The following is a 24242-nucleotide window of genomic DNA, read 5'->3' as shown; positions in this document are numbered from 1 at the left end:
AAGGTAGCAGCGCATGGAGCTGGACGGGAAGGTCGCCGTCGTCACCGGCGGGACCCGGGGTGTCGGCGCCGGCATCGCGCGTGCCTTCGTGCGGGCGGGCGCCGAGGTCGTGGTCTGCGCCCGCCGGCCACCGGACGTCCCGCTCCCCGGTACCGAGTTCGTGCCGCTGGACGTCCGGGACACCGACGCCGCCGGGCGCCTGTTCGCCGGCCTTCCCCGGCTGGACGTGCTCGTCAACAACGCGGGCGGCGCACCTCACCGGCTGCTCACCGAGGCCGGACCGGAGCGGCACGCGCGCGTGGTGGAGCTCAACCTGCTCGCGCCGCTGACCGTGTCCCTCGCCGCGTACGACCGGCTGCGGCACTCCAGGGGCTCGATCGTCATGATCGGCAGCGTCAGCGGCGGCCGCCCCTCACCCGGCACCGCCGCCTACGGCGCCGCCAAGGCGGGCCTGGAGAACCTCGCCCGCTCCATGGCCGTGGAATGGGCGCCCGACATCCGGGTCAACACCCTCGTCGTGGGCATGGTCCGCACCGAACGGTCCCACCTCCACTACGGCGACCGGGACGGCATCGCCGCCGTCGCCCGCACGGTCCCGCTGGGCCGTCTCGCCGAACCGTCCGACGTGGGCCGCGCGGCGGTGTTCCTGGCGTCCGACGCCGCCGCGTACATCAGCGGAGCGAGCCTGAAGGTGCACGGGGGCGGGGAACGGCCGGCCTTCCTGGACGCGGCGGGCGCCGGGCGGGTGAGCGGCCACCCGCCCACCGCGGACAAGGAGAGCTGACATGAGCGGAATCTGCGCGGGCCGGGTCGTCGTCGTCACGGGCGCGGGGCGCGGGCTCGGCCGGGCCCACGCCCTCGCGTTCGCGGCCGAGGGGGCACGGCTGGTCGTCAACGACCTCGGGGTGGGCCTCGACGGCACCCCCGGGCCCGACGGTCCCGCCGCCCGGGTCGTGGAGGAGATCCGCGCGGCGGGCGGCGAGGCGGTGGCGCACGGCGGTGACATCGCCACGACCGAGGGCGCCGCCTCGCTGGTCCGCACGGCCCTGCAGGCGTACGGCCGGCTCGACACCCTCGTCAACAACGCGGGCTTCCTGCGCGACCGGATGCTGGTCAACCTCGACGAGGACGACTTCGACGCCGTCGTACGCGTCCACCTCAAAGGCCACTTCCTGCCCCTGCGGCACGCGGCCGCGCACTGGCGCCGCGAGGCCAAGGCGGGCCGCCGGCCCGAGGCCCGGATCGTCAACACCAGCAGCGGAGCCGGACTGCTGGGCTCGGTCGGACAGGGCAACTACAGCGCCGCCAAGGCCGGCATCGTCGCCCTGACCCTCGTCGCGGCGGCCGAACTGCGACGCTACGGCGTCCAGGTCAACGCCATCGCCCCCGCCGCCCGGACCCGGATGACGGAACGCGCCTTCGCGGACACCATGACGGCCCCCGGCTCCGGCTTCGACGCGATGGCCCCCGAAAACGTCTCACCCCTCGTCGTCTGGCTGGGCTCGGCGGCGAGCACCGGCGTGACCGGCCGGGTCTTCGAGGCGGAGGGCGGCCGGATCACGGTCATGGACGGATGGAGGGCGGGGCCGAGCGCGGACAAGGGCGGGCGCTGGAGTCCGGCCGAGGCGGGGGAGCTGACCCGGAAACTTCTGGCGGAGGCGTCCGAACCGGGGCCGGTGTACGGCACCTGAGGACGTTCACGTGTCGCACTCCAGGACGCTCCGGCACAACGCGCACCGCGCCCGGACCCGCCCCCGGACCGGCACCCTGATCCGCTGATGACACGTGGGGCAGGGAAACGACACCCGCAACCGCCCGCCCCCGTCGGGCGAGAACGCGTACCGCACCCCCGGCTGCGGCCCAGCCTCCGGGGCGTGCCGCCGGTCGCGGGCGTACCGCCGCCGCCCCGCCCACCCCGCCGCCGTCAACGGCGGCTCCTGCGCGTCCCGGCGGGCCAGCTCCATCCCCTTCACATACGCCGTGTACGCCTGCGCACTGGTGAACCACACCGACGGGTCCTCCCCGAACACCAGCGCCCGCTTGGCCAGCACGTACCCGAACTCCTCCGGCGTGAGATACCCCAGCTTCTGCGACGACGCCCCGTCCTCCCGGTACGCGTCCAGCAGCAGCCACCCCGCACCCAGATACGTCGTCGCCGTGTCCGTGAGGATCTCGTTGTCCCGCACGCCCGGGAACGACAGGTCGAGGCGGTGCAGGTACACGTGCATCACCTCGTGCGCCAGGGCCGCCCCGATGTCCCGCCGATGCGTACGGAACCGGTCGTTCAGCTCCACGAAGTACTCCGGCCCGGCCGCGAGCTCGACGTTCGCCGCGTGCCGCATCTCCCGGAAGCTCACGATCAGCCGGGCATCCGGCAGCCGGTAGTGCCGCACCAGCTCCCGCGCCACCCGCTGCGCCCCCAGATACACGTCGTCGGTGTCGCAGAACGCCACGTCGGCGGGGACCACGCTGGTCGCGAACGTCTGGACGGTGTCGTACGACAGCCGCCTGTACAGCGCCGTGACGGCGGCCCGCACCGTCTCCAGATGCGGGTAGCCGTGCTCGACCGGCCCGTCGTTCGCCACGCCTCACCCCCAAGGACGCCCCGGAACCCGGTTCCACTGTACGAGGACGCGACCGGCCGCGGACGGTCCGTGCCACGGCGAAAAACGGCCGCCGCCCCCGGCGACTCCGGCAGAATCCGGACCGTGACCAGCGAACAGCACACCAGCGCCGCCTCGCTCCGGGTGGGCGGCCGGGACGACGACCTCGAGAAACGGCTCGACGAGGAGCTGACCGCCTTCAACACCGCCGCCGCCGACGGCGCAGCCACCGAGCCCCTCTCCGTCCGCGCCACCGACGCGACGGGCGCCCTGGTCGGCGGGCTCACCGCCTGGACCTGGGGCACCCTGTGCTCCGTAAACATGCTCTGGGTGCGCGAGGACCAGCGGCACGCCGGCTGGGGCGGCCGGCTGATGCGCGCCGCGCAGACCGAGGCGGCCCGGCGCGGCTGCACCGACATGATCGTCTCCGCGTACAGCTTCCAGGCACCCGGCTTCTACCCGAAGCTCGGCTTCCGGGAACGGGCCCGCATCCAGGGCGTCCCCGGCGGCCACGAGGACGTCTACTTCCACAAGCGACTCTCACCGCCGAAGAATGAGACGGCCGGCGGCCACCCGGTGTGATCCCCGTAGGCTGACGCCCCATGACCACCAGCAACACCGGTTCCCGCGACGTCGACCCCGCCGTCCGCGCAGAGCTCACCCGGCTGCGCGACAGCATCGACAACATCGACGCGGCCGTCGTCCACATGCTCGCCGAGCGCTTCAAGTGCACGCAGCAGGTCGGCCACCTCAAGGCCGAGCACCAGCTGCCGCCCGCCGACCCGGCCCGCGAGGCCCGCCAGATCGCCCGGCTGCGCGCCCTCGCCGAGGACGCCAAGCTGGACCCGGCCTTCGCCGAGAAGTTCCTGAACTTCATCGTCGGCGAGGTCATCCGCCACCACGAGCGCATCGCGGACCAGGCGCTCAACGGCACCACCACCGGCGGCAACTGACCTCCCGCGCGCCCCGGGGAGTGACACGGCGGCCCGCCAGGTGCATGCTGCGCCGTGCACAGCAAGTCAGCTGTCGAGCACTACGCGTCAGTGTCCCGGACTACTCTGGTCCTCCACGAGGGAGGGGCGTCGGGTCATGCCGTCGGATACCAGGATCCTCATCGTCGACGACCACGAGGACACGCTGTACGCGCTGGAGAGCGCCCTGGCCCCGCTGGGCTATCGGCTCGACCGGGCCACCAGCGGCGACGAGGCACTCAAACAGGTGCTCCGCGGCCAGGTCGGCCTGCTCCTGCTCGACGTGCGCATGCCCGGCGTCAGCGGGCTGGAGGTCGTGCGCTACATGCGACGCGTCGAGCAGACCCAGCACATCCCGGTGATCCTGCTCACCGGCTTCGGCGCCGACCACGAACTGACCACCACCGCCTTCCGGCTCGGCGTCGCCGACCTCGTCCTCAAGCCCGTGGACCCCTGGGCCCTGCGCACCAAGGTCCGCTACCTCTTCGAAACCCACCGGCGCCAACTCGCCCTGGAACACGAAGTGCACCGCCTGCGCGCCCTCGTGCGGGAGCACACCGAGACCACCGCACACCCCCCGCGCCCCGCCCCGCCCCATCCCGACGCGCGCGTGCCGACACAACGACCCATGGGGGCGCACGCCGGGGAGCTCGAAAAGGACCGCACCTAGACCGGACATTGGGCACGTACCGATCCGCCTCTGTGCCATGCCGACGCCATCAGGCAGCATGTCTCGCATGTCCGTACTGACGCGCGACGAAGCGCAGACCCGAGCCGAGCTCCTCGATGTCCACCGCTACACGATCGAACTCGACCTGACCGGCGGAGACGACACCTTCGACTCCCGCACCCAGATCAGGTTCGCTGCCCGCGTGGACGGGGACACCTTCGTCGAGCTCAAGCCCGCCGAGCTGCGCTCCGTCACCCTCGACGGACACCCCCTGGACCCCGAAGCCCTGGACGGCAACCGGCTCGCCCTGCCCGGCCTCACCGCCGGCGAGCACGAACTGCGCGTGGACGCACGGATGCGCTACTCCCGCACCGGCGAGGGCATGCACCGCTTCACCGACCCCACCGACGGCGAGACCTACGTCTACACCCAGCTGTTCATGGACGACGTCCAGCGGGTCTTCGCCGCCTTCGACCAGCCCGACCTGAAGGCCGCCTTCGAGCTGTCGGTGAAGGCCCCGCAGGACTGGACCGTCCTCGCCAACGGCATCACCGAACACACCGACGGCGTATGGAAGGCGGCCCCCACACCGCTCATCTCCACCTACCTCGTCGCCGTCGCCGCCGGCCCCTGGCACTCCGTCCGCACCGAGCACCGCGGCCTGCCCTTCGGACTGCACTGCCGCCGCTCCCTCGCCCCCTACCTGGACGCCGACTGCGACGAACTCCTCGACGTCACACGCGCCTGCTTCGACCGCTACCACGAGAAGTTCGACGAGCCCTACCCGTTCGACTCCTACGACCAGGCCTTCGTCCCCGAGTTCAACGCCGGCGCCATGGAGAACCCCGGCCTGGTCACCTTCCGCGACGAGTTCGTCTACCGCTCCGCCGTCACCGACACCGAACGCCAGACCCGCGCCATGGTCATCGCCCACGAGATGGCCCACATGTGGTTCGGCGACCTCGTCACCCTCAAGTGGTGGGACGACATCTGGCTGAACGAGTCCTTCGCCGAGTACATGGGCTACCAGACCCTCACCGAAGCCACCCGTTTCACCGACACCTGGACCGACTTCGGCGTCACCCGCAAGTCCTGGGGCTACGACGCCGACCAGCGCCCCTCCACCCACCCCGTCGCCCCCGAGGCCGTCGACGACACCGCCTCCGCGCTGCTCAACTTCGACGGCATCTCCTACGCCAAGGGCGCCAGCGCGCTGCGGCAGCTGGTCGCCTGGCTCGGCGAGAAGGACTTCCTCGCCGGCATCAACACCCACTTCGCCCGGCACAAATTCGCCAACGCCACCCTCGCCGACTTCATCGACAACCTCGCCGGCGCCACCGACCGCGACGTCCACGCCTGGGCCGACGCCTGGCTGCGCACCACCGGCGTCGACACCCTCACCCCGCGGATCGCCCCCGGCGAGCACGGCACCTGCGCCCTCACCGTCGACCGCGCCGGCAGCCGCCCGCACCGCATCGCCGCCGGCCTCTACGACCGGGACCTCGGCGACGACGGCGGACAGCTCGTCCTGCGCGAACGCCTCCACCTGGACCTCCCGCAGACCGACGCCCACCCCATCGGCAAGCGGCCGGCCCTGCTCCTCCTCAACGACGCCGACCTCACCTACGCCAAGGTCCGCTTCGACCCCGAGTCCTTCGAGACCGTCCGCAAGGACCTGTCCGGCCTGCCCGAACCGCTCACCCGCGCGGTCGTCTGGAACGCCCTGCGCGACGCCGTCCGCGACGGCGAACTCGCCCCCGGCGCCTACCTGGAGACCGCCCGCGCCCACCTCCCGCTGGAGACGGACCTCGCCATCGTCCAGGGCGTGCTCGCCTTCGCCTCCACGTACATCACCGACCGCTACCTCACGCCCGCGGAGCGGCCCGCCGCCCTCGCCACCCTCTCCGAACTGTGCCGCGACCTCATCCGCCGCACCGAGGACGGCGACAACCCCGGCCTGCGCCTGATCGCCGTACGCCACCGCATCGACGTGACCGCCCACCCCGACACCATCGCCGCGTGGCTCGCCGACGGCACCGTCCCCGGCGGCCCCGAACTCGACCCCGAACTGCGCTGGCGCGTGCTCGCCCGGCTCGCCGTCCTCGGCGCCACCGACGAGGCCGCCATCGCCGCCGAACTCGAACGCGACCCGAGCGCCACCGGCCAGGAGGGCGCCGCCCGCTGCCGGGCCGCCCTGCCCGACCCGGAGGCCAAGGCCCGCGCCTGGCAGGCGATGTTCGGCTCGGACGACCTGTCCAACTACCTCTTCACCGCCACCGCCCGGGGCTTCTGGCAGCCCGAACAGGCCGACCTGGTACGCGCGTACGTCGAGCGCTACTACGCCGACGCGGTCGCCGTCGCCGACCGCCGCGGCCCCGCCATCGCCGACGCGGCCGGCCGCTGGGCCTTCCCCGCGCACGCCGTCGACGCCGACACCCTCCGCCTCGGCCGGGAATGCCTGCGCGACGCCGACCCGATCCCCGCCCTGCGCCGCAAGCTCGTCGACCAACTTGACGACCTGGCACGGGCGTTGCGGGTCCAGGGCGGCCAGGAGAACTAGGACCGGCGACGTAGGGCACTCGCGGGGCGGCTGGTCCCTTTCGCCGATGCGGCGGGCCGGCCGCCCCTCCTAGCCTCGGGTCACGACAGACGACCCCGCCCGAGGAGCCCTCCATGATCGCAGTGACCGGCGCCACCGGAAACGTCGGCCGCGCCCTGGTCGAACGCCTCGTCACCGCCGGCCGGCCCGTCCGGGCACTGACCCGCGACCCGCAGCGGGCCCGCCTGCCCGCCGGCGCAGAGACGGTACGACTCCGGCACGACGACCCGGCCGCCCTGTTCGACGGCGTCACCAAGCTGTTCCTGTACGTCCAGGCGGGCGGCGAGCACACCCCCGGCCTGCTGGCGGCGGCCCGCGCCGCCGGGGTGCGCCACGTCGTCCTGCTGTCCTCCGCGATCATCGAGCCGGGCGCCGACGAGACCCACCCCATCCACGTCATGCACGCCACCGCCGAACGGCACGTCCGCGACAGCGGCCTGGCATGGACCTTCCTGCGGCCGGGCGCGTTCGCCACCAACGCCTTCCAGTGGGCCCCGCAGATCCGCGGCGGCGACACCGTCCGTGGCGTCTTCGCCGAGGCCCGCTCCGCGCCGGTCCACGAGGACGACATCGCCGCCGTCGCCGAACGCGCCCTCCTCGACGACGGCCACGAGGGCACCGCCCACCGCCTCACCGGACCCGAGGCGATCACCAACGCCGGACAGGTCACCGCGATCGGCGACGCCCTGGGCCGCGAGCTGCGCTTCACCGAACTGGCACCCGAAGAAGCGGGCCCCGAACTCTTCCCGCACCTCCCGCCGGGCACCCTCACGGCCCTGCTGAAGTCCTTCGCCGCCATGGTCGGCACCACCCCCGAGATCACCGACACCGTCCGCGAGGTCACCGGCAGGCCGGCCCGCCCCTTCGCGGCCTGGGCCGCAGACCACACGGCCGACTTCAAGAACTGAGCCCCCCGGGGCCACCCGGCCCGACCGGTTTTCCGTCACGGAGGTACCTCCACCCGGGTTGAGTCGTTGGTCTCCTCGGGCGCGCCGCCCCGCGCCCCGGAGGACAGCCCCATGAGCAACCCGCCCCTCGCCTCAGGCCCCGAAGGCCCCCACGCCCTGCGGCCGATGCTCGACACCGTCCTCCAAGCGCTGGACACCGGCGCCCGGGCGCGGGGCGGGCCGCTCCCGGCGGGCGGCCCGCAGGCGGTCACCGCCCGGATCCGGCAGGCGATCGGCGACGTCCTCCCCGACCAGGGCGACCCGCACGCCCTGCACACCCTGGTCCACGCCTTCGCCGAGACCGCCGCCGACCCGGCCCACCCCCGGTGCGCCGCCCACCTGCACTGCCCCCCGCTCGCCGTCGCCGCGGCCGCCGACCTCGCCGCCTGCGCCCTCAACCCGTCCCTGGACTCCTGGGACCAGGCGCCCGGGGCATCGGAACTGGAAAGACTGGTCGCACAGGCACTGGCCCGGCAGATCCACGGGACCGGGCAGCCCACCGCCCCCGACTGCCTCATCACCACCGGCGGCACCGAATCCAACCAGCTCGCCCTGCTCCTCGCCCGAGAGACCCACGGCGGAACCGTCCGGCTCGTGTGCGGGGCCAACGCCCACCACTCCCTGCCCCGCGCCGCCTGGCTGCTCGGGCTGCCCGACCCCGTCGTCGTCCCTACCCCGCGCGGGACGCTCGACCCCTCCGCGCTCGACGACGCCCTCACCGCACAGCCCGGCCCCGTGCTCGTCGCCGCCACCGCCGGCACCACCGACGCCGGATACATCGACCCGCTGCCCGAGATCGCCGCCCGCTGCGCCACCCACGGCGCCCGGCTGCACGTGGACGCCGCCTACGGCGGAGGCCTCCTCTTCAGCGACCGGCACCGCCCACGGCTCAACGGGCTCGACGCCGCCGACACCGTCACCCTCGACCTGCACAAACTCGGCTGGCAGCCGGTCGCCGCAGGCCTCCTCGCCGTCCGGGACGCCCACGACCTCGCCGCCCTGGGACAGCGCGCCGACTACCTCAACGCCGCCGACGACACCGAGGCCGGGCTGCCCGACCTGCTCGGCCGGTCCCTGCGCACCACCCGCCGCCCCGACGTCCTCAAACTCGCCGTCACCCTCAAGACCCTGGGGCGCGACGGACTCGGCGCACTCGTCGACCAGGTCTGCGCCCGCGCCCGCGAGTTCGCCGCCCTCGTCGCCGAACACCCCGGCTTCGAACTGCACGCCCCGCCCGTCATCAGCACGGTGCTGTTCCGGCCCGCGGACGCCACCGACGCCACCGTGGCCGCCGTACGCCGCTCGCTGCTCATCGCCGGCCACGCCGTCCTCGGCCGGGCCCGCCTCGACGGCCGGCTCTGGCTCAAGGCCACCCTCCTCAACCCCGCCACCGGTCCCGACGACCTGGCCGCCCTGCTGCACCTCGCGGCAGCGAGCCGAGCGACACTCGTGGAAGGACACACCCCCCGATGAACCCTGCCCCGACCCCCGGCCCCGACGCCGCGCCGCACCCCGACCCCGACGCCCCCCGCGACCTCGTCGGCATCGGAGCCGGACCCGCCAACCTCTCCCTCGCCGCGCTCGCCCACCCCCTCGGCGGCCTCGACACCGTCTTCTACGAGCAGCGCCCCGCCTTCGGCTGGCACCCCGGCCTGCTCATCGAGGGCGCCACCATCCAGGTGCCGTTCCTCGCCGACCTGGTGTCCCTCGCCGACCCCACCAGCCCCTGGACCTTCCTCAACTACCTCAGGTCCCGCGAGCGGCTCTTCCCCTTCTACTTCGCCGAGCGCTTCCACATCCAGCGCGCCGAGTACGACGCCTACTGCCGCTGGGTCTGCGAGAACCTCCCGGGGCTCCGCTTCGGCCACCAGGTCGACGCCGTCCGCTGGAACCCCGACCGCGACCTCTTCGAGGTCGACTTCACCCAGCTCGACGCCGACGGAGAAGCCGAGGCCCTCGGCCGGACCTACACACACAACGTCGTCCTCGGCATCGGCACCGAGCCCTACGTCCCCGACCCCCTCAAGCCCCTCGTCGAGGCCCCCGGCGTGCCCGTCGTGCACGCCGCCGACTACCTCGACCACCGCGCCGCCCTCCTCGCCGCCGGACACGTCACGATCGTGGGCATCGGACAGTCCGGCGCCGAGATCTTCCTCGACCTGCTGCGCAACCGGCCGGCCGGACACGAGAAGCTGCACTGGCTGGGCCGCACCGAGGCCTTCGCCCCCATGGAGTACTCCAAGCTCGGCCTGGAACACTTCACCCCCGACCACACCCGCTACTTCCACGCCCTGCCCGAGTCCGCCCGCGACCGGCTCGTCGACGGCCAGTGGCAGCTGCACAAGGGCATCGACGCCGCCACCGTCGCCGCCATCCACGACGAGCTCTACCGCCGCACCCTGCACGGCGGCTGGCCCGACGCCGTCCTCACCCCCGGCGTCCGCCTCCGCACCGCCGGCCGCGTCGCCACGACCCAGGTGGAACTGCACCTGGAACACGGCCGGCAGGACAGCCGCTCCCGCCTCACCACCGACGCCGTCGTCCTCGCCACCGGCTACCGCGAACGCCCCCTCGACCGGATCCTCGCCGGCCTCGACCCCTACATGCGCCGCGACAACCGGGAACGGCCGCGTGTCGACGAGGAGTACCGGCTCGTCCTCGACCCGTCCGTCACCGGCACGGTGTACGTCCAGAACGCCGAGACCCACACCCACGGCGTCGGCGCCCCTGACCTCGGCCTCGCCGCCTGGCGCAGCGCGATCATCCTCAACTCCCTGACGGGCGGGGAGGCCTACGCACTCCCCGCCCGCACCGCCTTCACCACCTTCGGTCTCACCCAGCGCAGGCACGTCCCGCCGCCCCGCGAGGCACCGGCACTGACCCCGCTGGTCGACGACCGAAGGTGAACGAGGACACGGCTCAGAAGACGGGCGTGCCCTCGCGCGTGAGCTTCCAGTCCACCGCGGCGAACTCGGCCGGGTCGATCGACCCCTTCGCCTTCACCCAGGCGATCATGGTGTTGCGGATCTCCTCCGAGTTCGACCACAGCACCGGGGCGGCGGCGACATGCGGGAAGTTCCCGCCGCCGTTGGCCCGGTAGTTGTTCACCGCGAACACGAACTTCGCGTCGTCGGCGAGCGGCTGCCCCTCGAAGCGCACGTTCGTCACCCGCGACCCGGCCGGCTTCGCGATGTCGATCTCGTACGACAGACCGCTCACCACGTCGTAGTTGTAGTCCGGCGTGCCGTTCGCGTTCGTCAGCTTCGCCGGATCCACCGGCGCGCCGGGCGCGGTCTGCACGAAATAGTTCGCCGAGAACTCCAGATACGCCTTCATCTGCGCACCCGTCATCAAACGCGCTTCCAGCGTGTTCTCGAAGACGTACAGACCGGCCACGTCCCGGATCGTCACCTGCCCCGCCGGGATCCGCGCACTGCGCGAGAAGCACGCCGCCTGCGACAGCACCGGCAGCGCGGCGTGCTCCGTGCCCGCCAGCGCCTGCTTCACCGTGTCGGCCTGGATGTGGTTGATCAGGTCGATGATCGGCACGTCCTTGTACGGCGCCTCGGACGACGTCATCTCCGCCGCGTTGGTGCCGATGACCTGGTTGACGTACGCCACGACCTTCTCGTGCTCGTCCAGGAGCAGCTTCGTGATCTTCGGATCCTCCTCCACCGTGTTGGAGTTGAGGACCTTCGCGCCCACCTTCTCGACCTTCCAGCAGCCCTTCTCCCAGACCAGCTCGAAGTCGAACAGCGTCAGCCGCTGCCCCCACTTCAGCGGCTCCGACAGCACGACCTTCTGGCCCGTCTTCTTGTTCGCGACGAAGTACTCGGGGATCTCCGTGTGCGCGTGCCCGACCAGGATCGCGTCGATCCCCGGCACCTGCTCGGCCACCAGAGCGGCCGCGTTCTCGATGTACGGCAGCTGGTCACCGTAGGACGACGTCCCCGACGAACCACTGTGCGCCGACACGATGACGACGTCCGCGCCCATCGACCGCAGCTTCGGCACCCACTTCGCCGCCTGCTCCTCCAGACCCGGGAACGTCATCTTCCCCTGCACGTTCGCCTTGTCCCAGATCGCGATGCCCGGGTTGGTCAGACCCAGCACGGCCACCTTCACGTCCCGCCCGTGCGGGGTGCGCAGCCGGTGCATGCTGTACGGCGCGAACGCCGGACGCAGCGTCTTCGCGTCCAGCGCGTTGGCGCCCAGCAGCGGGAAACGGCACTGCTGCTCGAACTTCCGCAGCACCGGGATGCCGTAGTTGAACTCGTGGTTGCCGAGCGCCGCCGCGTCGTAGCCCATGGCGTTCATCGCCTGCGCCATCGGGTGCACCGGGCCGCCCTCCGCCGTGATCGGGTCGACCTTGGCGTAGTAGTACGACAGCTGGGTGCCCTGGATGGTGTCGCCCGCGTCGATCAGCAGCGTGTTGCGGCGGCCCTTCTCCTCACGGACCCGGTTGACGAGAGTGGAGACCTTCGCGAGACCGACGTCGTTGTGGTCCTTGTCGTCGAACTCCTTGTCCGTGAAGTAGTCCCAGTTGAAGACGTTGCCGTGCAGGTCCGTCGTCCCCAGCACGGTGAACGCGTACCGCTTGGCGCCGCGCTTCGCCTCGGCCGCCTGCGCACCCGGCGCTCCGACCGCACCGGTCGCCAGCGCCACCCCCGCCCCGGTCACGGCGGACTTCTCCAGGAACTTCCGGCGGTTCAACGGCATGTCTGGCTCCTCGCGGAATCTGTGGAACGACGCGCGTAGATAACGCGCGTAGATTCTGACCCGCCCACCACCGGCCGCAACAGACCCGCCAGGTTGCGATCTGATGACTCGAACCCCCGAACCCAGGCCGCCAACCAGCCCAGACATGACAGAGTGGGGCGTATGACCGCGGCCACCCCAGACGCCTCCCCGCCCGCCGTCCCCTACGGCACACCCGAGGCCCCCCGTATCGCCGTCCGCGGCGAGGCCCGCCTCGAAGTCGACCCCGAGATCGCCCGCATCGGCATCACCGTCGCCGCCCGCGGCCGCGACCGCCGCTCCGCCCTGGACGACCTCACCCGCCGCAACGCCGGCGTCCTCGACCTCGTCAAGTCCTACGGCGACGCCGTCGAACGCCTGGAGACCGGCGCCTTCTCCATCACACCCGAACTCACCAAACACGGCCGCGGCGAACGCGTCCGCACCTACCACGGCAGCGTCCGCGTCACCGCCGAACTCACCGACTTCACCGCCCTCGGTGAACTCACCACCCGCCTCGCCGACCTCGACCTCACCCGCGTCGACGGCCCCTGGTGGGCCCTGCGCCCCGACTCACCCGCCCACCGCGAGGCCAGGAAGAAGGCCGTACACGAAGCCGTCCAGCGCGCCCGCGAGTACGCCGAAGCCCTCGGCACCACCCTCTCCGCCCTGGTCGAACTGGCCGACATCGGCGCCGAGAGCGCCCCGCCGGCCTACCCCCAGGCCCCCGGCCGCATGCGCTCCGCCGCCTTCGCCGGCGCGGCCGAGGACACCCCCGCCCCCCTCGACCTCGAACCCCAGCGCCAACGCGTCCACGCCCAGATCAACGCCCGCTTCACCATGGTGCCGCCGCAGCTGTAATCCCTGCCGGGCGATTATCCGAAAGCGCGACCGAATTCCTCCCGGATGCTCATCGGAGCAACCCCCCGCACAATTCAACACTTGTCAAAAGCGATTCACCCGAAGTCCGCTGAGTGGTCACGCCCGGCCAATTCTCTACCAGCCGGTAACTCATAGGCTCGTTTCATGCGCCGAGCAAAAATCGTCTGCACCCTGGGGCCCGCCACCGACACCTACGACCAGATCAAGAACCTGGTCGACGCCGGAATGGACGTAGCCCGCTTCAACCTCAGCCACGGCGGCCACGCCGAACACGAGGAGCGCTACCACCGGGTACGCAAAGCCGCCGACGAGACCGGCCGCAGCGTCGGCCTCCTCGCCGACCTTCAAGGCCCGAAGATCAGACTCGGCCGCTTCACCGAAGGACCCGTACTCCTCGAACGCGGCGACACCTTCACCATCACCGTCGAAGAAGGCGTCGAAGGCGACGGCCGCACATGCGGCACCACCTACGCCGGCCTCGCCGACGACGTCACCACCGGCGAACGCATCCTCATCGACGACGGCAAGGTCTGCCTCGAAGTCACCGGCGTCGACGGCCCCCGCGTCCACACCACCGTCCTCGAAGGCGGCGTGATCTCCGACCACAAGGGCCTCAACCTCCCCGGCGTCGCCGTCTCCGTCCCCGCCCTCTCCAAAAAGGACGAGGACGACCTCCGCTGGGCCCTGCGCACCGGCTTCGACGTCATCGCCCTGTCCTTCGTCCGCACCGCCCGCGACATCCAGGACGTCCACCGCATCATGGACGAAGAAGGCCGCCACCTCCCCGTCATCGCCAAAGTCGAAAAACCCCAAGCCGTCGAGAACATCGACGACATCGTCGCCGCCTTCGACGGCATCATGGTCGCCCGCGGAGACCTCGGCGTCGAAATGCCCCTCGAACAAGTCCCGATCGTCCAGAAACGCGCCATCAAACTCGCCAAACGCAACGCCAAACCGGTCATCGTCGCCACCCAAATGCTCGACTCGATGATCGACAACGCCCGCCCCACCCGAGCCGAGGCCTCCGACGTCGCCAACGCCGTCATCGACGGCACCGACGCGGTGATGCTCTCGGGCGAGACCAGCGTCGGCAAACACCCCGTCGAAACCGTCCGCACCATGGCCCGCATCGTCGAAGCGGCGGAAGAGGACATCCTCGCCAAGGGCCTCCCACCCCTGACCGAACGCAACAAGCCCCGCACCCAGGGAGGCGCGGTGGCCCGGGCAGCAGCAGAGATGGGCGACTTCCTCGGCGCCCGCTTCCTCGTCGCCTTCACCCAGTCGGGCGACACCGCCCGCCGCCTCTCCCGCTACCGCTCCCCGATCCCCCTCCTCGCCTTCACCCCCGACCAGGCCACCCGCTCCCAGCTCAGCCTCACATGGGGCGTCGAGACGTTCCTCGGCCCGAGCGTCGACTCCACCGACGCCATGGTCGACCAGGTCGACGAACTCCTCCTCCGCTACGGCCGCTGCCGCCAGGGCGACACGGTCGTCATCACGGCCGGCTCCCCGCCCGGGGTCTCCGGCTCGACGAACATGGTCCGGGTCCACCACATCGGCGAGGACGACAGCCCGAAGTAGGGCGGCGTCAGTACTTGGGCCCGACGTGCGCGTCCATGAGGGCGACTGAGGCTTTGCGGGCGATGGAGATGTTGTACGGGTTGCCGTTGCGGGTGCAGTGCGTCCACTCGACACCGAGCTTGTCCAGGGTGTCGGTGCAGAGCCGCCGGATGTCCTCGGAGACGTTGGTGAAGAAGTACCGGGGATACTCGTAGCGCTTGCGCTCGCCGGCGACCATGCGGGTCGTCCAGTTGGTGATCCGGCAGCCGTCCGAGTGGATGAGCCCGCGGATGAACTGCCAAGGGTGGGCATCGACGATGGCTTTCTGCCAGGGTTCGAGAGCGATGCGGCGTTCGTGTTTCCTGCCGGGGCCGTGCTGCGGGAAAAGACAGTGCAGGTGCTTCGAATAGACCTTCACGTTGCGGCAGCCGGTCTTGCGGACACGGCAGACGGCATTGTCGGGGAAGACCGCACGCACGGCCTGTTCGCAGTCGTCCATGAGCCCCGGCCATGACTCCGTGCAGGTGATCATGAGGTTGGGAACGCGGTGCTCTGAGTAGTGACTGATGTGGCCATCGCCGAGGTAGAGGCCCAGCAGATAGGAATAGGCGGGCTCGTCGAGTTCCCGCCCGTCGCATCGGGGACACTTCGGATCGTGTCTGCCGGGACACTCTCCCCGTTGCGCCAGGTCCAGGTGCTTCCAATAGCCGATGGTCCCCATTGGCACCTGGAGGCTGCGGGCGACATCCGTGTTCTTCGCGCCTCCGCGCAGCAGAGTGAGGGCCTTCTGTCGCACTTCAGTGCCGTGAACGTTCATGCGACCACTGTGTGTCACCGACGGTGACCGTGGGCAGCAAAAAGCGGAGAACCACGCGAACGTGATCCTCCGCTTTTGATCTCGTGGTGCCCGGTGTGGGATTCGAACCCACATGCCCAAAGGGCACGGCATTTTGAGTGCCGCGAGTCTGACCAGTTCCTCCAACCGGGCGCGTCAGGGGACCGATGAGCAGTGTACCGGTTCACTGCGGGGCGTTGCTGCTAGGTACGCTCTTGGGAGCAGTACCGGCCTGCCCCTACCAAGGAGCCCACGTGAGTGCCCCCGAGTCGCCCCAGCCTGTTGACGTGCCTGATGACGACAAGTCGCACGTGCCTCCGATGACGACGCGGGTCGTCATCGCCGAGGACGAGGCGCTGATCCGGCTCGATCTCAAAGAGATGCTGGAGGAGGAGGGGTACACCGTCGTCGGTGAGGCCGGTGACGGTGAGCAGGCGGTGGAGCTGGCTCGTGAGCACCGGCCCGATCTGGTGATTCTCGACGTGAAGATGCCGAAGCTGGACGGTATCTCCGCGGCGGAGAAGATCGCGGAGGAGAGCATCGCGCCGGTGCTGATGCTGACCGCGTTCTCGCAGCGCGATCTGGTGGAGCGGGCCCGGGACGCGGGTGCGATGGCGTATCTGGTGAAGCCGTTCAGCAAGACGGATGTCGTGCCGGCGATCGAGATGGCCGTTTCGCGGTTCACGGAGTTGAAGGAGCTGGAGAAGGAGGTCGCGGACCTCACGCTCCGGCTGGAGACGCGCAAGCTCGTGGACCGGGCGAAGTCGATTCTGCAGACGGAGTACGGGCTGTCGGAGCCGGCTGCTTTCCGGTGGATCCAGAAGACGTCGATGGACCGTCGGATGTCGATGCAGCAGGTGGCGGAGGCGGTCATCCAGGACGCCGACGAGAAGAAGGCCAACAAGGGCTGAGAGCTCGACGCGAGAGGCCCGCTCCCCTTCGTTTTCGGAAGGGGAGCGGGCCTCTCGGCGTGTGGGTGGGGACCTCAGTCCTCGCCCAGGTAGGCCTTGCGGACCGACTCGTCGTGCAGCAGGTCCTGCCCCGTCCCGGAGAGGACGACGTTGCCGACCTCCATGACGTGGCCCTGGTCGGCGAGGGAGAGCGCGGCCTGGGCGTTCTGTTCGACGAGGAGGATCGTCGTGCCCTGGGACTTCAGCTCCGAGATCGTCGCCATGATCTTCTGCATCATGATCGGGGAGAGGCCCATGGAGGGCTCGTCGAGCATGAGGAGCTTGGGCTGGGACATGAGGGCGCGGCCCATGGCGAGCATCTGCTGTTCGCCGCCGGAGAGGGTTCCCGCTGCCTGCTTGCGGCGTTCCCCGAGGATGGGGAAGAGGTCGTAGGCGCGCTGGATGTCCTTCTCGATGCCTTCTTTGTCCTTGCGGAGGAACGCTCCGAGCTGGAGGTTCTCCGCGATGGTGAGGCGGGGGAAGATGTGCCGGCCTTCGGGGGAGTGGGCGAGTCCGAGGGCGACGATCTTGTGGGCGGGGACGCCGTTGAGGGGCTTGCCGTCGAAGAGGATCTTCCCGGATGTCGGCTTGAGGAGGCCCGACAGGGTGCGCAGGGTGGTCGTCTTGCCGGCGCCGTTGGTGCCGATGAGGGTGACGACCTGGCCGGCTTCGACGCTGAAGGAGATGCCTTTGACGGCTTCGATCTTGCCGTAGGAGACCCGGAGGTCTTCGACCTCGAGGAGTGCGGTCACTTGGCTTCTCCCTTGGTGCTGCTGGTGGTGCTGGTCGCGTCGGCGGCGGCTTCGGCGGCCTCGACCTCGGCGGCTTCGGCCTCGCCGGGGTCGCCTTCGAAGGGTTCGCCCAGGTAGGCGGCGACGACGCGCTCGTCGGCCTGGACGACTTCGGCGGTTCCCTCGACGAGCTTCTCGCCCTGGACGAGGACGGCGACGCGGTCGGAGAGGTTGAAGACGAAGCGCATGTCGTGCTCGATGAGGAGGACGGCGATGCCCTTGTCCCGGATGGCGAAGACGAGTTCCTCGGTGGCGCGCGTCTCCTGGGGGTTCATGCCGGCGGTGGGTTCGTCGAGGAGCAGCAGCCCGGGCTCGGAGGCCATGGCGCGGGCGATCTCGAGCTTGCGCTGCTCGCCGTAGGGGAGGTTGCGGGCGAGGTGGTCGCGCTTGTGGGCGAGGCCGATGAACTCCAGGAGTTCCATGGCGCGTTCTTCGCTGTCGCGTTCGGCCTTCTTGAAGCCGGGGCCGCGCAGGAGGGCCGACCAGAGGCCTTCCTTGGTGCGGGTGTGGCGTCCGACGAGGACGTTTTCCAGGACCGTCATGTTGGCGAACAGACGGATGTTCTGGAAGGTGCGGGCGATGCCGGCCTGGGTGACCAGGTGGGGCTTCGGGGGGAGGACGGTGCCCTTGTAGGAGACGGTGCCCTCGGTGGGGACGTACAGGCCGGTCAGGCAGTTGAAGAAGGTGGTCTTGCCGGCGCCGTTGGGGCCGATGAGGCCGACGATCTCGCCGGCGTTGACCGTGAAGTCGACGGAGCGTACGGCGGTGAGGCCGCCGAAGCGCATCGTGACGTCGCGTGCTTCGAGTACAGGAGTGGTCATGTTTCTTACGCCCCCGCCTTGGTGACGGCCGGTTCGTCGGTCAGCGTGGTCTGTTTGGGTACGTCGAGTTGGCCGGTCTCGTGGAATTCGAGCTGGCGTCGGCGGTTGGCGATGATGCCTTCGGGGCGGAAGCGCATCAAGAGGATGAGCGCGATGCCGAAGGCGAGGAGCGACTTCTCCTGGAGGAAGACGAGCTTCTCGGGGAGGAGGTAGAGCAGGGCGGCGCCGAGGAGCGGTCCGGCCACGGTGCCCATGCCGCCGAGGACGACGGCGGCGAGGAGGAACGCCGAGTTGGGCGGGGTGGAGCCGGCGAACTGGTAGGGCGTGGGGACGACGCTGTAGGTGACGTGGGCGCTGACGGTGCCGGCGAGGCCGGCGAGGGAGGCGCCGAGGGCGAAGGCGACGAGCTTGACGCGGAAGCCGTTGATGCCCATGGCGGTTGCGGCGGTCTCGTCCTCGCGGATGGCGATCCAGGAGCGGCCGATGCGGGAGTCCGCGGCGCGCGTGTAGACCAGGACCACGATGGCCATGATGAGGACCATCAGCAGGTAGTAGTTGGCGAAGCGGCCGAGGGTGAATCCGCCGATGTCGTGGGCCTGGCCGAAGTTGAAGCCGAAGAAGTTCAGGTCGGGGATGTTGGCGATGCCGTTCGGGCCGTTGGTGACGTCGGGTCCGGAGTCGCCGTCCATGTTGTTGACGGCGATGCGGAAGATCTCTCCGAAGCCGAGGGTGACGATGGCGAGGTAGTCGCCGCGCAGTCGCAGGGTCGGGGCGCCGATGAGGACGCCGAAGACCAGGGAGGCTGCGGCGCCGGCCAGGGCGGAGGCCCAGAACGGCAGGTGGACGCCGGAGATGGTGGAGAACTCGGAGCCGGAGACGAGGGCGGCGGTGTAGGCGCCGACGCCGAGGAAGGCGACGTATCCGAGGTCGAGGAGTCCGGCGAGGCCGACGACGATGTTGAGGCCGAGGGCGACGGTCCCGAAGATCAGGATGTTGACGCCGATGTTGGCGTAGTGGTCGTCGGTCTGGGTGAAGGGGAAGGCGATGGCCGCGGCGAAGCCCATGGCGAGGGTGAAGCTGCGGTTGGCGGCGACGAGGGCCGAGAAGCGGTCCATGAGGCCGGCGGTGTGCATCGCCCACATGGCGAAGATGACGACGAAGAGGTAGCCGATGAAGAGTTCGCCGTACTCGGTGTCGATGCCGTAGGTGAAGACGCCGAGGCCGATGATGGTGACCACGGTGATGACGGCCCGCTGGATCCAGGGCGCGATGGCCTGGGCGGCGGGGATGTGGTCGGGCTTGGCGATGTAGGCCTTGATGGCTTCCTTGGTGCCGTCGGTGCCGGTGCGCTCCTGGGGGAGGGCGAAGGCACCGAGGACGGGCAGCAGGGAAGCGACGGCCGCTATCCAGCCACCGGGTTCGAGGTTGATGACGCCGCCGAGCTTGGCGCTGATGGCGATGACGGTGAACCAGGTGACGGTGAAGCCGCCGAGTGCGGTGAGCACGAGGGGCGCGTTGTTGCGGGCGGGCAGCAGCCAGCCGAGGCCGCGGACGCCGTAGGAGGCGAGGGCGAACAGGGCGGTGAGGACGCCGGCGGTGAAGGTCAGCCACTGCAGGCCACCGGGGTAGCCGTTGATGGTGAGGTCGCCGGGGAATTCGGCGGTCCAGGTCCAGGCGAGGAACGCGGAGGCGGCGGTGGCGATGCCGCCGACGAGCAGCAGGGCGCGGGCGGCCGCGAGGGGCAGGGGTATGAGACCGCGCAGGGCGGGCGTCGGGGTGGGGACGGCGTCCGGCGCTGGGGTCTTGGTCGTCTCGGTCATGTGATCACGCCCTGTCCGCGACGCGCTCGCCGAGCAGGCCCTGTGGCCTGAAGAGGAGCACGAGGATGAGGAGGCAGAAGGCCCACACGTTGGCCCAGCTCTGGCCGCCGAGCTGCTGCATGCCGGGGATCTCGTCGATGTAGGCGGAGGCGAGGGTTTCGGCGATGCCGAGGACGACGCCGCCGAGCATGGCGCCGTAGATGTTGCCGATGCCGCCGAGGACGGCCGCGGTGAAGGCCTTGAGGCCCATCAGGAAGCCCATGCGGTAGTCGACGTTGCCGTACTTGAGTCCGTAGGCGACGGCGGCGACGGCGGCGAAGAACCCGCCGATGGCGAAGGCGATGACGATGATGCGGTTGGTGTCGATGCCCATCAGCTGCGCGGTGTCGGGGTCCTGCGCGGTGGCCTGCATGGCGCGGCCGGTGCGGCTGCGGCGCACGAAGAAGGCGAGGGCGGCCATGCAGATGACGGCGGCCAGGATGAGGAAGATGTCGGCGTCCTTGATGGTGACGGAGCCGATGTCGTGGGTGGAGTCGAGGCCGGGGAAGGCGCGGGCGCGGTCGGCGCCGGGGTAGAAGTTGCGCACGACCTCCTGGAGGGCCAGGGAGAGGCCGATGGCGGTGATGAGCGGTGCCAGGCGTGGTGCTCCGCGCAGGGGGCGGTAGGCGAACCGTTCCGCCCCGACGGCGATGAGGATGGCCACGAGGGCTCCGCCGAGGAGCATGAGGGGTACGGCGATGGCCATCGAGGTGCCGTCGGGCAGGATGTAGAAGTAGACCGTGAGGGCGCCGAAGGCCCCGGTCATGAAGATCTCGCCGTGCGCGAAGTTGATGAGCTGGACGATGCCGTACACCATCGTGTAGCCGATGGCGATCAGCCCGTACATCGAGCCTAGGAGCAGCCCGTTGGCCAGCTGCTGCGGCAGGGTGTTCACCGCATGGCCTCCATGTCGCTGGTGGTCGTGTGCACTGGATGTGTGCGTGGTCGCGTGCTGTGGGGGGGGTGTGGAAACGGGCCGCGCGGTCGGGGTCCCCTTCCGCGCGGCCCGTGGTGAGGCGTTGTGGCGGGCCGAGTTACTTCAGGTCGGCGGTGCCGGTCTCCACGTCCTTCCAGGCACCCTTCTCGACCTGGTAGACCGTCAGCTGCTTGTTGGTGGTGTCGCCGTACTGGTCGAAGGAGATCTTGCCGGTGAGGCCTTCGAAGTCGGACTTCTGGACACCGTCGACGACCTTGGAGCGCAGGTCGTTGATGTCGGTGGGCACCTTGCCGCCGTTGGCGTCGGCCGCGGCCTTGACGGCCTTGATGATGGCGGTGGTGGCGTCGTAGGCGTAGGCGCCGTACGCGCCGTAGTCGCCCTTGTAACCCTTGTCCTTGTACGTCTGGATGAACGTCTTGGCCGCGGGCAGGGTGTCGGCGGGGACGCCGATGGCGGTGGCGAGGTCGCCCTCGGAGGACTTGCCGGCGGCCTCGATGTAGGTGGAGGCGAACATGCCGTCGCCGCCGAACAGCGGGATCTTGACGCCGGCGTCCTTGAGCTGCTTGGTGATCAGCGCGGACTCGTCGTACTGGCCGCCGTAGTAGAGCAGGTCGGCACCGGAGTTCTTGATCTTGGTGACGAGGGAGCCGAAGTCCTTGTCGCCGGTGTTGACGTGGTCGGTGCCGACGACCTTGCCGCCGAGCTTCTTGTACTGCTCGTTGAAGATCTTCGCGAGACCGGCGCCGTAGGTCTGCTTGTCGTCGACGACGAAGGCCTTCTTCTTCTTGAGGCCGTTGTACGCGTAGCCGGCGGCGAAGCTGCCCTGCAGCTCGTCGGTGGTGGCGGTACGGAAGTACGTCTTGAACGGGCGCTTCTTGTCCGTCTGCCAGTTCTTGCCCTGGGTCAGCTCGGGGGCGGTGTTCGCGGGGGAGATCTGGACCATGTTGGCCGAGGCGAAGACCTGCTGCATCGTCTGGGCGACGCCGGAGTTCAGCGGGCCGACGGCGCCGACGGCGGTTTTGTCGCCGGTCAGGCTCGTGGCGTTGGACTGGCCCGTGGCGGGCTGCGCCTTGTCGTCCAGGGCCCTGAGCTTGAACTTCACGCCCGGGACCCAGTTGTTCTTGTTGGCGTCGTCGACGGCTATCTGGGCGCCGTACTGGATGCCGAGGCCGGTGGTCGAGTTCTCACCGGAGAGGGGGGCGTCGACGCCGATGGTCAGCGTGGTGCCGCTCCCGTTGTCTCCGCCCTTGTCACCGCTGTCGTCTCGGGAGCCGCAGGCGGTGAGAGTCAGAGCTCCGGTCGTGAGAACGGAGGTAAGAATCACCAAGGAACGCTGTCGCACAATCAGTCCTTTCACAGGCAGGCCCCGCCCTGGTCGGGGGGTGAGTGCCGCGCTGGTACCGAACTCCCGATGGAGGCGGTGACTGGCCGTGACTCTAAGCCCGGGGTAAGGGCAGGGTCAGCGGCGCGGGCTGGCTTGTGACTTTCTTGTTATGACGCCGTGGATGCCGGGTCCCGGCCGCAGACCCTCTCGGCGGGTTTGGTGGATTTTCGCCGAGGTCCGCATTCTGAGAACCCGCACTTCCGGTTGGACATGGCTGAGATCATGTGGTGGCCGGGTCGCCCGCGGCCCGAAAGAGATCGAAAAGGTCCCGGGCGCGAACACGGCCGAAGAGGAAACCGTGGCGTTGTATTGCGCGCGCGTTACGGAGCGTTACGCCGAGGAATGGGGCGGCCGGCGTCCGGGGGCGGTTTGGGGCAGTGGGAAACGGAGATTTCCACGGTGTCGGCGCGGGGGTGTGCCGGCCGGCGCGGGCGGTGACCCCGGCGGTGGAGAGTCGCCGGCCCGGAGGGTGACGGCGGGGCCGCGTCGCCGGTCACGGCGGACCGAACGAGCTCGATCTCGTCGGGAGCTGGGGGCGGCGAGGGCGCCTGGGCGGGTGCAGCCGGTTCCGGCGGTCCGCGGGCCGGCCGCTCAGGTGTGGTGCGTCGGGGCCGGTGAGTCTCAACTCCGTTGCCCATGGGTCGAGTCGGCCGGTCGCGCGGACCCGGGCCGGAAGACGGACGGTGCCCCGCCGCTCGGTGCGTGCGGCGGGGCTGACGGCAACCGTGCGACCGGTGGCCGCCGGTGGGGCCGGGCGGGGGTGAGGCCGCTGTGGGTTACGGCAGCTTCACGAACGGCGAGAGGAAGGCGCGGGCTCCGGGGGTGTCCAGGCGGTACGTCACGTTGGTCGCGTAGCAGGGGGTGTCGCCGGTGATGGTGGTGGCGGCGAGGATCCTCTTGCCGCCGAGCACGGCGAAGTTGGGGCCGCCCGAGTCGCCGTAGCAGGCGCCCCCGTTGCCCTGCGGTGCGGTCATCGCGAGCCGGGCCCAGGAGTCGTTGAGGGCATCGAAGGTGACGGGTGCCTTCATCCGGACACCGCCGCCGGGGTGGGTCTGGCCGCCGGGGCCGTTGACGGCCTCCTGGGTGCCGTACCCGGCGACGAGCCAGTCGGTGGCGTTCAGGCCCCGCGGGCCGAGCTTGCCGAGCTGGTTGGCGGTGGGCAGGGTCGCGGGAGTGAAGCTCCAGCGGGCCTTGACCTCGGCGGCGGGCAGCTGGATCACCGCGATGTCGTGGGTGTCGGAGGCGGGCCCCGGGTAGTCGGGGTGCGTGTGGGCGGTGCCCCGGACGGCGACGGCGGCGGCCTGCGCGGCCGGGTCGCCCGGGTACTTCTTCGCCGCCGCGTCGAGCCCGGACTGCACGTCCTGGTCGAGGGAGACGTAGAACCGCACGTTGGCTGGCCAGTCCGAGGTGCAGTGGGCGGCGGTCAGGAAGGTGTCCGCGTCGATCATGGTGCCGGAGCAGACCCAGTCGGCCCGGTCGGGGGTCGCGGGGTCGCCGTCGTCGTCCCAGGTGGCCACGAGGGCGCCCACCTCGGTGCGTTCGGGGGCGGGCGCGGCGTTGTAGGAGTTGATGGCGGAGGACGGCAGCGCGGTGGCGAGCACGGTGGCACAGGCCGCGGCGGTGACGGCGAAGGCGCGTACGGAGGTCAAGAGAAACCCTTCTACGGGTGGGACGGGTCTTCTCCTGTGGGGGGAGC

At 70.5% G+C, this 24242-nt stretch carries 21 protein-coding genes and 1 tRNA gene; 12 read left to right on the top strand and 10 right to left on the bottom strand.

Annotated elements, in window-relative coordinates:
• Nucleotides 1-13 precede the first annotated feature (13 nt).
• The gene (locus ACFY9E_RS32135) at nt 14-784 is read left to right on the top strand and encodes an SDR family oxidoreductase (protein ID WP_390989907.1); all 771 of its coding nucleotides are present in this window, start codon (nt 14-16) and stop codon (nt 782-784) included.
• 1 nt (nt 785) lies between these two features.
• The gene (locus ACFY9E_RS32130) at nt 786-1691 is read left to right on the top strand and encodes an SDR family oxidoreductase (RefSeq protein WP_390989904.1); all 906 of its coding nucleotides are present in this window, start codon (nt 786-788) and stop codon (nt 1689-1691) included.
• Nucleotides 1692-1697: 6 nt separating this feature from the next.
• Here ACFY9E_RS32130 and ACFY9E_RS32125 read toward each other — a convergent pair whose 3' ends face one another.
• On the bottom strand, nt 1698-2585 hold the full coding sequence (locus ACFY9E_RS32125) for a hypothetical protein (RefSeq protein WP_390989901.1): 888 nt from the start codon (nt 2583-2585) through the stop codon (nt 1698-1700).
• A gap of 123 nt (nt 2586-2708) precedes the next feature.
• Between ACFY9E_RS32125 and ACFY9E_RS32120 the strand changes: the two genes are divergently transcribed.
• From ACFY9E_RS32120 to ACFY9E_RS32090, 7 genes are all read left to right on the top strand, one after another.
• Entirely contained in the window at nt 2709-3185 is a 477-nt protein-coding gene (locus tag ACFY9E_RS32120) for a GNAT family N-acetyltransferase (protein ID WP_390989898.1), read from the top strand.
• Between the two features lie 20 nt (nt 3186-3205).
• On the top strand, nt 3206-3556 hold the full coding sequence (locus ACFY9E_RS32115) for a chorismate mutase (protein WP_390989895.1): 351 nt from the start codon (nt 3206-3208) through the stop codon (nt 3554-3556).
• 136 nt (nt 3557-3692) lie between these two features.
• Nucleotides 3693-4244: a response regulator gene (locus tag ACFY9E_RS32110; protein ID WP_390989892.1), complete on the top strand. Its 552-nt coding sequence runs from the start codon at nt 3693-3695 to the stop codon at nt 4242-4244.
• A gap of 67 nt (nt 4245-4311) precedes the next feature.
• Nucleotides 4312-6804: an aminopeptidase N gene (gene pepN, locus ACFY9E_RS32105; RefSeq protein ID WP_390989889.1), complete on the top strand. Its 2493-nt coding sequence runs from the start codon at nt 4312-4314 to the stop codon at nt 6802-6804.
• 113 nt (nt 6805-6917) lie between these two features.
• Nucleotides 6918-7751 (top strand): NAD(P)H-binding protein, encoded by an 834-nt coding sequence (locus ACFY9E_RS32100; RefSeq protein ID WP_390989886.1) that lies wholly within the window; start codon nt 6918-6920, stop codon nt 7749-7751.
• 111 nt (nt 7752-7862) lie between these two features.
• Entirely contained in the window at nt 7863-9263 is a 1401-nt protein-coding gene (locus tag ACFY9E_RS32095; RefSeq protein ID WP_390989884.1) for an aminotransferase class V-fold PLP-dependent enzyme, read from the top strand.
• Complete coding sequence (locus ACFY9E_RS32090) at nt 9260-10696, top strand: SidA/IucD/PvdA family monooxygenase (RefSeq protein WP_390989881.1); 1437 nt, start codon at nt 9260-9262, stop codon at nt 10694-10696. The genes ACFY9E_RS32095 and ACFY9E_RS32090 overlap by 4 nt, the downstream gene beginning before the upstream one ends.
• Nucleotides 10697-10709: 13 nt before the next feature.
• On the opposite strand, the gene ACFY9E_RS32085 is transcribed toward ACFY9E_RS32090, so the two are convergent.
• Complete coding sequence (locus ACFY9E_RS32085; protein WP_390989878.1) at nt 10710-12509, bottom strand: 5'-nucleotidase C-terminal domain-containing protein; 1800 nt, start codon at nt 12507-12509, stop codon at nt 10710-10712.
• Nucleotides 12510-12671: 162 nt separating this feature from the next.
• Here ACFY9E_RS32085 and ACFY9E_RS32080 point away from each other — a divergent pair, with 162 nt between their 5' ends.
• A complete protein-coding gene (locus tag ACFY9E_RS32080; RefSeq protein WP_390989875.1) occupies nt 12672-13388 on the top strand; it encodes an SIMPL domain-containing protein in 717 nt (238 codons plus the stop codon).
• 165 nt (nt 13389-13553) lie between these two features.
• Nucleotides 13554-14990, top strand: a complete 1437-nt coding sequence (gene pyk, locus ACFY9E_RS32075; protein ID WP_390989873.1) for a pyruvate kinase — start codon at nt 13554-13556, stop codon at nt 14988-14990.
• A gap of 7 nt (nt 14991-14997) precedes the next feature.
• On the opposite strand, the gene ACFY9E_RS32070 is transcribed toward pyk, so the two are convergent.
• Nucleotides 14998-15786 carry a helix-turn-helix domain-containing protein gene (locus ACFY9E_RS32070; RefSeq protein ID WP_390989871.1) on the bottom strand — a complete coding sequence of 263 codons (789 nt, stop codon included), beginning with the start codon at nt 15784-15786 and terminating at the stop codon, nt 14998-15000.
• Between the two features lie 84 nt (nt 15787-15870).
• A tRNA-Leu gene (locus ACFY9E_RS32065) sits at nt 15871-15957 on the bottom strand.
• 101 nt (nt 15958-16058) lie between these two features.
• Between ACFY9E_RS32065 and ACFY9E_RS32060 the strand changes: the two genes are divergently transcribed.
• On the top strand, nt 16059-16715 hold the full coding sequence (locus ACFY9E_RS32060) for a response regulator (RefSeq protein WP_390989868.1): 657 nt from the start codon (nt 16059-16061) through the stop codon (nt 16713-16715).
• A 74-nt stretch (nt 16716-16789) separates the two neighbouring features.
• Here the strand turns inward: ACFY9E_RS32060 and ACFY9E_RS32055 are convergent, their stop codons facing one another.
• From ACFY9E_RS32055 to ACFY9E_RS32030, 6 genes are all read right to left on the bottom strand, one after another.
• On the bottom strand, nt 16790-17506 hold the full coding sequence (locus tag ACFY9E_RS32055; protein WP_059414413.1) for an ABC transporter ATP-binding protein: 717 nt from the start codon (nt 17504-17506) through the stop codon (nt 16790-16792).
• Complete coding sequence (locus tag ACFY9E_RS32050; protein ID WP_363120154.1) at nt 17503-18366, bottom strand: ABC transporter ATP-binding protein; 864 nt, start codon at nt 18364-18366, stop codon at nt 17503-17505. The genes ACFY9E_RS32055 and ACFY9E_RS32050 overlap by 4 nt, the downstream gene beginning before the upstream one ends.
• 5 nt (nt 18367-18371) lie before the next feature.
• Nucleotides 18372-20186: a branched-chain amino acid ABC transporter permease gene (locus tag ACFY9E_RS32045; RefSeq protein WP_390989864.1), complete on the bottom strand. Its 1815-nt coding sequence runs from the start codon at nt 20184-20186 to the stop codon at nt 18372-18374.
• Between the two features lie 4 nt (nt 20187-20190).
• Entirely contained in the window at nt 20191-21120 is a 930-nt protein-coding gene (locus tag ACFY9E_RS32040) for a branched-chain amino acid ABC transporter permease (RefSeq protein ID WP_390989862.1), read from the bottom strand.
• 139 nt (nt 21121-21259) lie between these two features.
• Nucleotides 21260-22489 (bottom strand): ABC transporter substrate-binding protein, encoded by a 1230-nt coding sequence (locus tag ACFY9E_RS32035; RefSeq protein WP_390990253.1) that lies wholly within the window; start codon nt 22487-22489, stop codon nt 21260-21262.
• A gap of 833 nt (nt 22490-23322) precedes the next feature.
• Nucleotides 23323-24195, bottom strand: coding sequence for a trypsin-like serine protease (locus ACFY9E_RS32030; protein WP_390989859.1), 873 nt, complete (start codon nt 24193-24195; stop codon nt 23323-23325).
• Nucleotides 24196-24242: the final 47 nt, after the last annotated feature.

It is taken from the genome of Streptomyces sp. NPDC012466 (assembly GCF_042955215.1).
GTDB lineage: Bacteria > Actinomycetota > Actinomycetes > Streptomycetales > Streptomycetaceae > Streptomyces.
Note: the sequence above shows the minus strand (reverse complement) of the source record. Positions and strands in the feature narration are given on the sequence as shown.